At 59.2% G+C, this 11,989-nt stretch carries 14 protein-coding genes; 12 read left to right on the top strand and 2 right to left on the bottom strand.

Annotation, left to right across the window (positions count from 1 at the left end; genetic code table 11):
- The 12 genes from AB7E65_RS01930 to AB7E65_RS01985 all read left to right on the top strand — a co-directional run.
- A partial coding sequence (locus AB7E65_RS01930; protein WP_428745171.1) for an ATP-binding cassette domain-containing protein occupies positions 1–619 on the top strand: 619 nt, incomplete at its 5' end.
- A gap of 54 nt (positions 620–673) precedes the next feature.
- A complete protein-coding gene (locus AB7E65_RS01935; RefSeq protein ID WP_145926321.1) occupies positions 674–1,336 on the top strand; it encodes a DUF4388 domain-containing protein in 663 nt (220 codons plus the stop codon).
- Positions 1,337–1,362: 26 nt separating this feature from the next.
- Positions 1,363–1,887 (top strand): O-acetyl-ADP-ribose deacetylase, encoded by a 525-nt coding sequence (locus AB7E65_RS01940; RefSeq protein ID WP_428745172.1) that lies wholly within the window; start codon positions 1,363–1,365, stop codon positions 1,885–1,887.
- 300 nt (positions 1,888–2,187) lie between these two features.
- A complete protein-coding gene (locus AB7E65_RS01945) occupies positions 2,188–3,438 on the top strand; it encodes a tetratricopeptide repeat protein (RefSeq protein WP_428745173.1) in 1,251 nt (416 codons plus the stop codon).
- Positions 3,439–3,456: 18 nt separating this feature from the next.
- On the top strand, positions 3,457–5,664 hold the full coding sequence (locus tag AB7E65_RS01950; protein WP_428745174.1) for a heavy metal translocating P-type ATPase: 2,208 nt from the start codon (positions 3,457–3,459) through the stop codon (positions 5,662–5,664).
- A 9-nt stretch (positions 5,665–5,673) separates the two neighbouring features.
- Entirely contained in the window at positions 5,674–6,129 is a 456-nt protein-coding gene (locus AB7E65_RS01955) for a TIGR00725 family protein (RefSeq protein WP_428745175.1), read from the top strand.
- 25 nt (positions 6,130–6,154) lie between these two features.
- On the top strand, positions 6,155–7,204 hold the full coding sequence (locus tag AB7E65_RS01960; RefSeq protein ID WP_072285444.1) for a DHH family phosphoesterase: 1,050 nt from the start codon (positions 6,155–6,157) through the stop codon (positions 7,202–7,204).
- Positions 7,205–7,275: 71 nt separating this feature from the next.
- Complete coding sequence (locus tag AB7E65_RS01965) at positions 7,276–8,346, top strand: N-acetylmuramoyl-L-alanine amidase (RefSeq protein ID WP_158513956.1); 1,071 nt, start codon at positions 7,276–7,278, stop codon at positions 8,344–8,346.
- Positions 8,343–9,077 (top strand): ribonuclease PH, encoded by a 735-nt coding sequence (gene rph, locus AB7E65_RS01970; protein ID WP_145926320.1) that lies wholly within the window; start codon positions 8,343–8,345, stop codon positions 9,075–9,077. Before AB7E65_RS01965 ends, rph begins: the two co-directional genes overlap by 4 nt.
- A 2-nt stretch (positions 9,078–9,079) precedes the next feature.
- Entirely contained in the window at positions 9,080–9,685 is a 606-nt protein-coding gene (locus tag AB7E65_RS01975) for an XTP/dITP diphosphatase (protein WP_072285442.1), read from the top strand.
- 127 nt (positions 9,686–9,812) lie between these two features.
- Complete coding sequence (locus AB7E65_RS01980) at positions 9,813–10,361, top strand: lipocalin family protein (RefSeq protein ID WP_428745176.1); 549 nt, start codon at positions 9,813–9,815, stop codon at positions 10,359–10,361.
- 41 nt (positions 10,362–10,402) lie between these two features.
- Complete coding sequence (locus AB7E65_RS01985) at positions 10,403–10,711, top strand: hypothetical protein (RefSeq protein WP_072285441.1); 309 nt, start codon at positions 10,403–10,405, stop codon at positions 10,709–10,711.
- A gap of 76 nt (positions 10,712–10,787) precedes the next feature.
- On the opposite strand, the gene AB7E65_RS01990 is transcribed toward AB7E65_RS01985, so the two are convergent.
- Together AB7E65_RS01990 and AB7E65_RS01995 are read right to left on the bottom strand one after the other, a co-directional pair.
- Positions 10,788–11,684 carry a L,D-transpeptidase family protein gene (locus tag AB7E65_RS01990; RefSeq protein WP_428745177.1) on the bottom strand — a complete coding sequence of 299 codons (897 nt, stop codon included), beginning with the start codon at positions 11,682–11,684 and terminating at the stop codon, positions 10,788–10,790.
- Positions 11,685–11,824: 140 nt separating this feature from the next.
- Entirely contained in the window at positions 11,825–11,971 is a 147-nt protein-coding gene (locus AB7E65_RS01995; protein WP_428745178.1) for a hypothetical protein, read from the bottom strand.
- Between the last annotated feature and the right edge of the window lie 18 nt (positions 11,972–11,989).

The following is an 11,989-nucleotide window of genomic DNA, read 5'->3' on the forward strand; positions in this document are numbered from 1 at the left end:
GGTTCTGTCGGGCGGTGAGCGCAATCGGTTGGCGCTGGCCATTTTGCTGCTGCGTCCGGCCAATCTGCTGTTGCTGGACGAACCGACCAATCATCTCGATCTTCAATCCAAGGATGTGCTGTTACAATCCCTGAAGGCTTATGAGGGTACGCTGGTATTTGTCTCCCATGACCGCTATTTCGTCGACGCCCTGGCGACCCGGATCATAGAGGTCGGCGGCGAGCGGGCCGTTTCGTACCTCGGTAATTACGAGGACTTTCTGCGGTGCAGGGCTGCGGTCGGGGATGACAGCCATTGCGCTGAAAGGGTTGAACAGCGGCGGGCGGCTGTTGCCGCCGGAAATGAAAAACCGCTTGAGCCGGCGGCGGGGTCTTACGAGGAACGTAAAGCCGTGCGGCGCGAGGAGCGTCGGCGGCAGAAGTTGCTGGCTGAAATTGAGGCTGTTATCGAATCATCGGAAGAGAATCTGGCCCGGATGGAGTCGGCTCTGGCCGATCCCGGCTTGTACGACGACCCGAAAAGGGCCAGGCAGGTAGCCGAGGAATACCAGATGCTGCAGGGAGATATTGCCGAGCTTTACCGGCGCTGGGAAGCACTGCAGTTGGAAGAGACAGCCTAAGCCGTCTGCGGGCGGCGAGGGAGTTGATGTTGGATCATGTTTTTTGGAGGGGGTATGATTGTCTTGCCGCGGGGAAAGCCGGTTAAGGAAGATGTCGCTACCGCCGGGATGAACTGGCGGGAAGTTCTGCAGAAATTGCATGATGGCCGGTTTACCGGCTATCTGAATTTTGTCTGTGATGCCAACCGCGGCCTGCTGCTGTTTTATCACGGTCAGCTTGCGGCGATAAGATATGGCCGCGGCGCAGAGTTTGTCGGCGGCGAAAATGCCATGCAGCATATCCTGTCGGCGTCACGGACGAGCGGGGCGTATCTCGATATCTACCGGCTTGAAGCCGATCTGGCGCTCGCAATCTGCAACCTGGTCGAAGGTCAGCCCTTCTGCAGGGAACAACACCTTGCCCTGCTTGATCTTCCACATCTGCTCGCTTTGCTGAAACAGGAAGGTTTCAGCGGCGGGCTGCATGTGTATGACGACCGGAAGGCGACGGTCATACTGATGGAAAATGGTTCGTATCTCGGTTTTTTCCACGATGGACAGGCCGGGATTGTGACATCTGCCGACCCTTCCGCGTCCGTGGCCCGTAACGCCGGGGCCCGCCTCGATGTTATCGGTTCTGCGAAAATCCCCGCATCAAACGTGCCGGATTATCTGGAACAGGCCGATCTGTTTGCTCTGTGGGAAAAGGAAACGGTGACTGCCGTCGAGGGCCTTTGATGAAACATTCCGGAAAGGAGACTGCCATGCAGGAGAAATTCGGCCGGATCGAGTTGCTGTTGGGGGATATTACCCGGGTCGAGGTTGATGCTGTCGTCAATGCGGCCAATCGCAGTCTTCTCGGTGGCGGCGGCGTCGATGGCGCCATCCATCGCGCCGCCGGACCGTCGCTGCTTGAAGAGTGCCGTGCGCTTGGCGGTTGCGAAACCGGCGATGCCCGTATCACCGCGGGTTACCGTCTCCCCGCGCGGCATGTCATCCATACCGTCGGTCCCGTCTATCATGGTCGTCCCGATGATCCGGTACTGCTGACTTCCTGCTATTGCCGCAGCCTGGAACTCGCCCGCCAGCACGGACTGGCCAGCATCGCTTTTCCCGCCATCAGCTGCGGCATCTACGGTTACCCCATTGAGGCGGGCAGCCGCATCGCCATCGACACGGTTCGCGATTTTCTCGATACCAACCCTTTGCCTGAAAAAGTCTTGTTTGTGCTTTTTTCCAACGAATTTTTCCGGGTTTATCGGGAATATCTGCAGCGGGTAACGGCCTGAAGTCTGTTGCCGGCCTTGTCTTTTCATCGGGCCGGGGTGTCAGCGATCTGCTGGTTACCCTGTCCTGATCCAGCTCGTTCCATTGCAGATGGCGCAGAGCCATTTATTGCCTTGCCGCCGCCAGGGCGGATGCGGCGTTCTTTCGCTTTTCGAGCACATATCGCATGGCTGCTCTCGCAGTTGGCATATCATCGCGGGGAGTGTCGCCATCATGTAAAAACGCCCCTGTGCCCCGGTAAAGCTGCTATAATAGGCTGTCTTGCGAAATAACTGACAGAACGGTTTGCCATTGGAGCAGCAATGAACGACGAATTCGACGAATTTTTCTATGAGTCCGGCGACGAGCAGGATCCTTTGGAAATGGCGCAGATCGCCTTCCAGCGGAATGAACTGGCCGAGGCGGTTGAATATGCGGAAGCCTGGCTGGAGGAGCATCCTCTGGATGTGGAGGCGCTGCATGTCTGTGCCCTGGCCTGCGCCGGCCTGGGGGATGATGCCAAGGCCCTGGCGCTGTACCGCAAGGCCCTGAGTCTGGCCCCCGGCCACGGTCTGCTGCATCATAACATCGGAGCCTTGCTTGAAAAGCGAAAGCACTACGACCAGGCGTTGCATCATTTGCGGCAGGCCATGGCTTTGCAGCCGGATTTCCCCGAGACCTACATCAATCTTGGCAATGTGCTTGACGCCATGGGGCAGGGGGAAGAGGCGCTTCGCATGTATCGCGAGGCATTGCGGCGCCTGCCGGATACGGCCGATGTCTATTTCAATCTGGGCTGTACGCTCAATCGTCTCGGGCGCTTCCAGGAGGCTCTGGCCAGCTTCCGAACGGTACTGACAAGCGAACCGGGCAGTGCTGCCGCACTGAACGGGCAGGGACTGGCCCTTGCCGGCCTGGGGCGCGGGGACGAAGCTGTAGCCGCATTGTCGGCCGCTGTTGAAGCCGCCCCGGAAGCTCCACTTTACCGGTATAACCGGGCATTGGCGCTGCGCTCGCGAAACCGTTTACAGGACGCGCTTGACGATCTGGATGAAGTGTTGCGGATCGATCCCTGTTTTCTCGAGGCGTTTTTGCAGAAGGCTGAGATATTCCAGATACTTGAGCGTTGGCAGGAAAGCCGGCGGATGCTGGCGGCCGCCGAGGAGTGTTATCCCGCGCACCCGGATATTTTGTGCTGCCGGGGTCTTCTTCTTAAAAATCAGGGTAGCGTCGATGACGCTCTGGCGGCGTTGAATCAAAGCCTTGAGAAAGCGCCGGATCATCGCAAGGCCCTGTCGCTCAAAGGCCTGCTCCTGATGGAAATGGGGTCCCTGGAGGAAGCGGTGTCCTGTTTCAACAGGGTTCTCGAACAGGGCGACAATCCCGATATTGCCTACCGTCGTGCCTGTATCTATGCCCGGCAGGGCCAGATACGCAAAGCCGCGCAATCCCTTGGGCAGGCTGCCGCCCGCGATCCGGGAAAGCTGTTGGCGGCCAAGACCGATGAAGCTTTCGATGCGGTACGCGAAACGCCTTCATTCCGGCGTCTGTTTAAAAAGTTCCATCTTTTGTGAGGGTGCGGAGGTTTTTTCATGTCACAGAACAGCACGGGTCTGACGAGGACCAGTTTTGGGGTGCGGGGCATGCACTGCACTACCTGCGCCCGTACCCTGGAAAAGGCGTTGTCCCGGCTTGATGGCGTTCAGTCCGTGCGGGTCAATTTTGCCGCGGAAAAAGCGTCGGTGCACTATCTTGCCGATCGGCTGGAAAAAAGACAGATATTCGACGCCGTGCGTGCCGCGGGTTTTCGCCCTCTCGCCGCCCGAAGCGCCGCCGACGAGGCGCGTCAGGAGAAGTCCGACCGTTTCTGGCTGCTGCTGGCAGCGGCCCTGACCCTGCCCATCATGCCGCTCATGTGGTGGCACCCTTTCGGGTCGCGGACCCTTTATGTCATCGTGCTTCTGGCGACGGCGGTGCAGTTCAGTGCCGGACTTACGTTTTACCGCGGCGCCTGGCAGGCCATCCGCAATCGCTCCGCAAATATGGATGTGCTGGTGGCCCTCGGCATCACAGCTGCCTGGGGATATTCGATGCTGGCCGGATTTCATCTGTTCGGAATGACCGGCGAAGTGTTTTTCGAGACCGGCGCCATGCTTGTCACCTTTATCCGTTTCGGAAAATGGCTGGAAGCCCGGGCGCGGGGCCGTGCCGGTCAAGCTTTGCAGAAACTGCTGCAACTGCAGGCCGACCGTGCCCTGCTGCTGACCGATTCGGGCGAGCGGCAGGTGCCCGCCAGCCAGCTGCAACCCGGGGACCTGGTGGTGGTGCTTCCGGGTGAAAGCGTTCCGGTTGACGGGGTGGTCGAAACCGGTCATTCGGCAGTCGACGAGTCGATGGTAACCGGCGAATCCCTGCCGGTTGAAAAACAACCGGGCAGTCCCGTGACCGGGGCAACCATAAATCGTGGCGGCAGGCTGGTGGTGCGTGTCCAGCGGGTTGGCGAGGAGACGGTGCTTGCCCAGATCGTGCGTCTGGTGGAAGACGCCCAGGCCGACCGTGCCCCGATTCAGCGGCTGGCGGATGCCGTGGCCAATGTCTTTGTGCCGGTTATTGTGGCCGTGGCGGGGTTGACTCTGGTGCTGTGGTATTTCTGGGCCCATGCGGATTTTGTTTTTGCGTTTCGCATGGCCATCGCTGTACTGGTTATCGCCTGCCCCTGTTCGCTTGGCCTCGCGACGCCGACCGCCATCATGGTGGGCAGTGCCGAGGGGCTTTCTCTCGGCATTCTGTTCAAAAGACCTTCGGTGCTGGAGAATATCGCGCGCCTCCAGGTGTTGCTGCTGGACAAAACCGGCACCCTCACGACCGGGGATTTCAGCGTTGTGGATCAGGTGCCGCTGGTGCCGGACAATGAGGAATGGCTGCGGGTCGCCGCTGCCGCGGGAGCTTCCAGCAGTCATCCCCTGGCGCGGGCCGTTTACCGTTTTGCAAAGGGCATGTCGTACGACATGCCGGCCCTGGAAGGCGTGGAGGAAATCGGCGGACACGGCCTTGCCGGGCGGTTTGGTGAACAAAAAGTTCTGTTCGGCAATGCGCGCCTGATGGCGCGCGAAAACGTCGATATCGCTGCTGTGGCCGGACGGGCCGATCAGCTCGCCTCAGCGGGGAAGTCACTGCTGTACGTCGCCGTGGACGGGCGGTTGCGCGGTCTTCTGGCCCTGGCCGACACCCTCAAGGATTCGGCTGCCACTGCCATCACCCGATTGCGCGGTCTGGGCTTGACCACCGTGATTATCAGCGGAGACCGGCGGGAGGTTGCCGAGGCGGTGGCTTCCAGTCTTGGCGTGGACGGCGTCGAAGCCGAAGTTCTGCCCGACCAGAAGCAGGCCGTGGTGCGGCGTTACCAGGCCGATGGCCACAAAGTGGGCATGGTCGGGGACGGAATCAACGATGCTCCGGCGCTTGCGGCCGCCGATGTTGGCATTGCCATCGGCAGCGGCACGGACGTGGCCAAGGAAACCGGTGACGTGATTCTGGTAAGAGGAGATGTCCTCGATGTGGCGCGAGGCATTCTTCTGGGACGCAAGACCCTGTCGAAAATCCGGCAGAATCTGTTCTGGGCTTTTTTTTACAATCTCATCGGCATCCCTGTCGCGGCCGGGCTTTTTTATCCGTCCTTCGGCCTGTTTCTGAAGCCCGAGTACGCGGGGCTGGCGATGGCCTTGTCCAGTGTGTCGGTGGTAACCAACAGTTTGTTGCTGCGTGGGTACGGTGAGCGTCTACGCCGTCACTCTGGTTGAGGTGAAAGCATGCGTCAACGGATGATCGGGGTTATCGGCGCAGGTCAGGCCGGTTGCGCTGCCTGCGAAACCGCCCGGCATGTCGGCAGGCTGATTGCCGCGTCGGGAGCGGTTCTGATTTGCGGTGGCCTCGGCGGCATCATGGAAGCCGCCTGCCGCGGGGCCCGGGAAGCGGGCGGTCACACCCTTGGTATCCTGCCCGGCGCGGATGCCGAGCAGGCCAATCCCTGGGTGAGCCTGGCGATTCCGACCAACCTCGGGCATGCGCGCAATATGATCATTGCCCATGCCGCCGAAGCGCTTATTGCCGTTGCTGGGGAGTTCGGCACTCTGTCGGAAATGGCCATCGGCCTCAAGCTTGGAAAACCGGTGATCGCCCTGGGCAGCTGGCCGGGCCTGCCCGATGTTGTGTATGTCGATACCCCGGAAGAGGCCGTGGCTGCCGTTATGGCCGAGCTGAAATGATGTCGCTGTTTTCGAAAGGGTGGCCATGATTGCGGAAACCACGGTGGATCTGGCGCGAACTTTGGATTTCACCGATAAATTTCTCGGGTGGATGCGTGGTCGCGGTGCGGTACTGATCGTTACCCACGATCACCCGGATCCAGACTCTCTGGCCGCCGCCATGGCACTCAAACACCTGATTACCGTGAAAACCGGCCAGCCGGCCACGGTGGCTTTCGGTGGCATGATCGGCCGGGGAGAGAACCGGGTCATGGTGCGGAAACTGGAGATCGACCTGGTACCATTGAACACCCTGGATCTGGATCGTTTCCCCGTGGTCTGCATGGTCGACAGCCAGCCCGGCACGGGCAACAACTCTTATCCATTTGATCGGCGTGTCGATCTGGTCATCGATCACCACCCGCTTCGGGAATCCTGCCGGAATGTCCGGTGGGTCGATGTACGGGAAGAGTACGGTGCCACCGCCACCATGCTGTTCGAATACCTCGAAGCGCAAAAGGTTTCCTATGGGACCAAACTCGCCACCATTCTGTATTACGCCATCAAATCAGAAACCCAGGATCTCGGCCGGGACTGGATTCGTGCCGACCGCCGCGCCTATCTGCATCTCTTGCCCCTGGTGAACAACAGCATTCTGTTCGATATTCTCCATGCGGAAGTGCCTCGCGCCTATTTTGCCCACTTCAGCCATGCGATTCGTAATGCAATGATCTACAACGAGGTGCTGGTGTTCAATCTGTTTGAGATCGATACCCCGGACATGGTCGCCGAACTCGCCGATTTTCTGTTACGGGTTGACGAGGTGAAGATCGTTCTCGGCATGGGGCATTACAAAGATGGCGTGGCTCTGTCGTTTCGCACGCTGCGTAACGACCTCAATAGCGGCGAAATCATGCAAACCCTGGTTGCCGGTTTCGGTACCGGCGGCGGTCATGACATGATTGCCGGCGGCCAGATTCCGGATACCCCGGCAGACCGGGATACGTTGGTGCGCCTCGAGCAGACCCTGACGCAGCGCCTGTTGCAGACCCTTGGCTGTTACCCCGTTCCCGGCCTGCCGCTGGTGGCCGAGTAGGTCGGACCGGTGTGCCACGGGTCCGGACCACCGGATCGGGAGTAACGGATTGCACCATGGAGGAATTCCAAATGCGTTTTTTCGTCATTTTGTGGATGATTGTACTGCCTGCCTCGGGTTTTGCCGCCGTGGAGATTACCCCGGACGGGAAAACACCCATGCGCATCGAGGAGGTCTATCACCGCAACGGCACCGCCTATCTTGCGGTTGACGATGTATTGGCGACAGTGGGGCTGCGCGGGAGCTGGCAGCCGGTCGAGCATGTTTACGAGATTATCACCTTGCAGGGTAAAGCCATTATTTCGCCCGGCAGTCATTTTCTGCGTTCCGGCGGCCAGATCATGCCTCTCGACCAGCCGCCGAAATTCATCGATGGCCGTCTGCGCGTTACGGAGAGCTTTGTGCAAAAAACCCTTGCGGCATTAACAGGCCGGTCTATTGGATTCCACAATCTGAACCCCGGCGATACACGCGATCCCCAGCCCGGCTCGGATCTGGATCGCCTGTTTGCCTTCTTGCTGCGGCGCGGTTCCGGGCAAGCACCGGGTTTGGAGGCTGTTTCCAGGATTGCCATCGATCCGGGGCATGGCGGCCAGGATCCGGGAGCCATCGGTGTTGAGGGGGCCAAGGAAAAAAATGTGACCCTGGAGGTTGCCCGGAGGCTGGAAAAACAGATCAAGATGCAGCTCGGCATTCCCGTAACGCTTGCCCGCAACGCCGATTATGCCCTTGACGCCGAACAGCGGCTGCAGCATCTTTCCCGATCCCATGCCGATCTCTTGCTGGTGCTGCATGCCCAGGCATCACTGAGCTCCGCCGTACATGGTGTCGTGCTTTTTGTGCGGCCATCGGAACGGGCGGCCGGGGAGAGGGCTTCCGGCAAGGATGACAGCATGCGGCTGGCCATGACGCTGCAATCTTCCCTGCGCTCCATGGGGGTGCCGGTTGCCGGCATCGTGCAGGCGCCGCTGCTGCCGTTGGGGCGTGGAGATCTTCCGACCGTTCTGGTGGAAATGGGGTATTTGAGCCATGTCGGGGATCAGGCCCGGCTTTCCCTTGCAAAGGGACAGCAGGCCATGGCCTCTGCCCTGTTTGAAGGGCTGAATTCATTTATTGAACAAAAGCAGGAGGAAGTGCTGTGAGTGATCCCGTTTTGCGTCGTGCCGACGGCCGGACACCTTGTGAATTGCGCCCCGTTTATTTCAGCCGGGGTTTTACCCGCTATGCCGAAGGGTCGGTGCTGATGTCTTTCGGCGAAACCCGGGTGCTGTGCAATGCGACGGTCGAAGAAGGTGTGCCCGCCTTTCTTCGCGGGCAGGGGCAGGGCTGGATTACCGCCGAGTACTCCATGCTGCCGCGCGCAACCCAGGTGCGCTCGCCACGTGAAGCGGCACGGGGCAAGCTCAGTGGCCGCACCAGCGAAATTCAGCGACTCATCGGCCGTTCGCTGCGCGCCATATGTGATCTCGAAGCTCTTGGGGAGCGCACCATCCTTATCGACTGCGATGTTCTGCAGGCCGATGGCGGCACCCGTACCGCCGCTATAACGGGAGCCTATGTCGCTTTGCACGATGCCGTCTTTGGACTGATTCGCCAGGGCCAGCTGAACGCTTCGCCCCTGCGCGACAGCGTCTCCGCTGTAAGCGTCGGGCTGGTGGACAATCACCCGATGCTCGATCTGGACTACGCCGAGGACTTTCGTGCCGCCGTGGATATGAATTTTGTCGTTACCGGTTCCGGGCTGTTTGTCGAAGTGCAGGGCACCGCGGAAGAACGGCCTTTTTCCATGCAGGAACTCGATGATTTGCGCAATCTGGCGCTGACCGGGTGCCGCGAACTGCATCGCATGCAAATGCGAACCCTGGAGGCCTGAGCATGGAGCTGCTGGTCGCCACGCGTAATCAGGGAAAATTGAAGGAAATCGCGAACCTTCTCGGCGATGCAGGGATCCTTGTCAAAGGACTTGACGCTTTTGAGTCTTTGCCCGAGGTGATAGAAGATGGGGACAGCTTTTCTGCCAATGCCCGGAAAAAAGCCGAAACCGTCGCCCGGTTGACCGGATGTGTTACCCTGGCGGATGATTCAGGGCTGGTGGTCGAGGCGCTTGGCGGGCGGCCGGGCATTCACTCGGCCCGGTATGCCGGGCCTGCCGCGACGGATGCTGACAATAATCGCACATTGCTCCAGGAAATGGCGTCACTTCGCGCCGATCAGCGTCAGGCTGCTTTCGTCTGTGTGATGGCACTGTGCAGGCCTGATGGAACCTGCCGGTTTTTTGAAGGCCGTCTCGAAGGCATCATTCTGACGGAAGGCAGGGGGAGCGGCGGTTTTGGATACGATCCGCTGTTCCTGGTACCCGAATACGGCATGACTCTGGCGGAGTTGCCGATGCAGATTAAAAACCGCATCAGCCATCGCGGGCAGGCCCTCAGGCAACTTGCCGACAGTCTCCGCTGCTTTGGCGCGCCCTTGTCAGCATAGATCTATAGCCCGTGGTGTTTCGCTGCCTGCCCGCTGTGATGGTTATCCGCCGTAGCGTCCCGTGTTGCATTGCTGGCTGTATGCTGCATAATTAAGACCATGGCCGTACCTTCGGAAAGTTCGGGTTATGCTGCGAAATATCATCATAGTGTTAATTGCCATGACCGTGGCCGGATGCAGATTTCCAACGGATTCTCCCCGTGTCGTCGCCAATGTGGACCTGCATCGCTACGTCGGAACCTGGTACGAAATAGCCCGTTATCCCAATCGTTTCCAAAAGGGCTGCAGTCATGTTACCGCCACCTACAGGATGCTTGACGATGGGCATCTGGAGGTTGTAAATCGCTGCCGGCGCGACGATCGGGAACAGGCGGTGGCTGAAATTACCGGCCGCGCCAGAGCTGCCGGAGACTCGGGTGACGGCAAGCTGAAAGTTACTTTTTTCTGGCCGTTTTATGGACACTACTGGATCATCGACCTGGCTGAAGACTACAGCTGGGCCGTTGTGGGACATCCTCGCCGGAAGTATTTATGGATTCTCGCCCGTCAGCCGTACCTGGCCGGAGAGGTGCTCGAACAACTTCTTCGGCGTCTTGAGGGGCAGGGCTATGATGCCTCGCGCCTGATATTTACCGACCAGGGTACCTCGCCGGGACCGTTTGACAAACACAGGTAGTCGTGCTTAATTAAACACTCTAACCCAAAGGAGGTGGAACGATGCAAAAATGGCAGATCGTGCTGGGTGGCGCCGCTTTGTCGGTTATGGTATTGAGCGGCTGTTCGGCTCAGATGAGCGCAACCGACCGGGAACTCCTCAATCAGGCCGTGCAGTCGGGGCAGATGGCTGCTGAACAGGCCCAGAAAGCCCAGGTATCCGCCGGAATGGCAAGCGATGCGGCCGCGCGTGCCGAGGACTCGGCCCAGCGCGCCGAAGCCGCTGCCGCTCAGGCCGCGCAAAGTGCCGCCGATGCCCAGGCCAGCGCTCAGAAAGCTGAGCGCGCTTTTGAAATGTGTCAGAAAAAATAACCATTGGTGGTTTTCATCACAGCCCTGCAGTATCTGCTGCAGGGCTTTTTTTGCCGGTTGGCCTGATTCGCTGGCGTTATTCCCCGCCCACCAGGGTCGGCACGCCCCGTCCCAGCGCAATTTCCCGCCGAATGGCCTCCAGATTTATCGTGCCTCGCCAGGGCATTCGGGCTACCTGTTCGAGAGCCTCCCTATACAAGGCCTCGCTGTCCGCCTCCTGCGGGCGGTGAACTTCCATGAACAGGCGGTTGTCCCGGTGTGCGAACTTGAGGGGACGGTTGATGATATACACGGCGGTGCCCGTCTCGACACGTGCAAACAGGTCCCGGATATCCGCAGGGTAAAGGCGCAGGCATCCGTGACTGATGCGCCGTCCAACTCCATAGGGTTTGTTGGTGCCGTGGATACCATAACCGTCCCTTGAAAGACCGAGCCAGTATTCTCCCAGGGGATTGTCAGCTCCGGGAGGGATGCGCGACGGCAGCTGAGGGTTTTCACGGCGCAGGGAGGCGGGCGGATTCCATGCCGGGTCAACGATTTTCCGGGTGATTTCAAATTTCCCTTCGGGGGTATCCCATCCGGATCTGCCGATGCCGACAGGATATACCCGCACGTGCGTGCCATGCGTTTCCCGCCACAGGTAGTACAGGCGCATTTCGGCCAGGTTGACGGTTATTCCGGGTTGAATACCTGGCGGCAGCAAAAAGGCATAGGGCAAAAGGACGGTTCCTCCTGTCGGAAGCAGCCAGGGGTCGGCGCCGGGGTTGGCACGGAGCAGGGCAAGAAAACCCAGGCCCGCCTTTGGGGCCAGTTCGACCAGGGTGTCTCCGGCACGCACCTTGTAAAGCTGGTTCTGGCCGATAACCGGATCGGCAGACGTGCCGGGTAGTCGGCTCTGCGTGGGATAAGGCGGATACCAGGCGTAAGCCGGGGTACAGGTCAGAATAGTCACGGTGATCAGATATAACATCATATATTTCATGGGAAACGTTATACATCAACCCGCCAGAGAGGAAAAGGGCCGTGCTCCTCAAATCGGTCCGGATACCGGTTCCTGCCATCAACTGGAGTATGTTGTGCAATTTTATTTTTTTTAAAAAAAAGATGACCACCTCAGAAAATTGTTTTTTTTCTGTTAGTATGGGTAGTTGATTTATTGTGAATCGCATGCCGTGTTGAGAGGGATGCCGCCTGTTTCATTTCGACCTTCAGGTTTTCTTCTTTTCCCAACTGCCACCCGGAGTCCCATTCTTCACGCATACAATACTTCCGGCCGTT

This window comes from Syntrophotalea sp. (genome assembly GCF_050253115.1).
Lineage (GTDB): Bacteria > Desulfobacterota > Desulfuromonadia > Desulfuromonadales > Syntrophotaleaceae > Syntrophotalea > Syntrophotalea acetylenica.

Coding starts and splice junctions, on each gene's coding strand:
- AB7E65_RS01935 (WP_145926321.1), top strand. CDS start 674: ATGATTGTCTTGCCGCGGGGAAAGCCGGTTAAGGAAGATGTCGCTACC.
- AB7E65_RS01940 (WP_428745172.1), top strand. CDS start 1,363: ATGCAGGAGAAATTCGGCCGGATCGAGTTGCTGTTGGGGGATATTACC.
- AB7E65_RS01945 (WP_428745173.1), top strand. CDS start 2,188: ATGAACGACGAATTCGACGAATTTTTCTATGAGTCCGGCGACGAGCAG.
- AB7E65_RS01950 (WP_428745174.1), top strand. CDS start 3,457: ATGTCACAGAACAGCACGGGTCTGACGAGGACCAGTTTTGGGGTGCGG.
- AB7E65_RS01955 (WP_428745175.1), top strand. CDS start 5,674: ATGCGTCAACGGATGATCGGGGTTATCGGCGCAGGTCAGGCCGGTTGC.
- AB7E65_RS01960 (WP_072285444.1), top strand. CDS start 6,155: ATGATTGCGGAAACCACGGTGGATCTGGCGCGAACTTTGGATTTCACC.
- AB7E65_RS01965 (WP_158513956.1), top strand. CDS start 7,276: ATGCGTTTTTTCGTCATTTTGTGGATGATTGTACTGCCTGCCTCGGGT.
- AB7E65_RS01975 (WP_072285442.1), top strand. CDS start 9,080: ATGGAGCTGCTGGTCGCCACGCGTAATCAGGGAAAATTGAAGGAAATC.
- AB7E65_RS01980 (WP_428745176.1), top strand. CDS start 9,813: ATGCTGCGAAATATCATCATAGTGTTAATTGCCATGACCGTGGCCGGA.
- AB7E65_RS01985 (WP_072285441.1), top strand. CDS start 10,403: ATGCAAAAATGGCAGATCGTGCTGGGTGGCGCCGCTTTGTCGGTTATG.
- AB7E65_RS01990 (WP_428745177.1), bottom strand. CDS start 11,684: ATGATGTTATATCTGATCACCGTGACTATTCTGACCTGTACCCCGGCT.
- AB7E65_RS01995 (WP_428745178.1), bottom strand. CDS start 11,971: ATGCGTGAAGAATGGGACTCCGGGTGGCAGTTGGGAAAAGAAGAAAAC.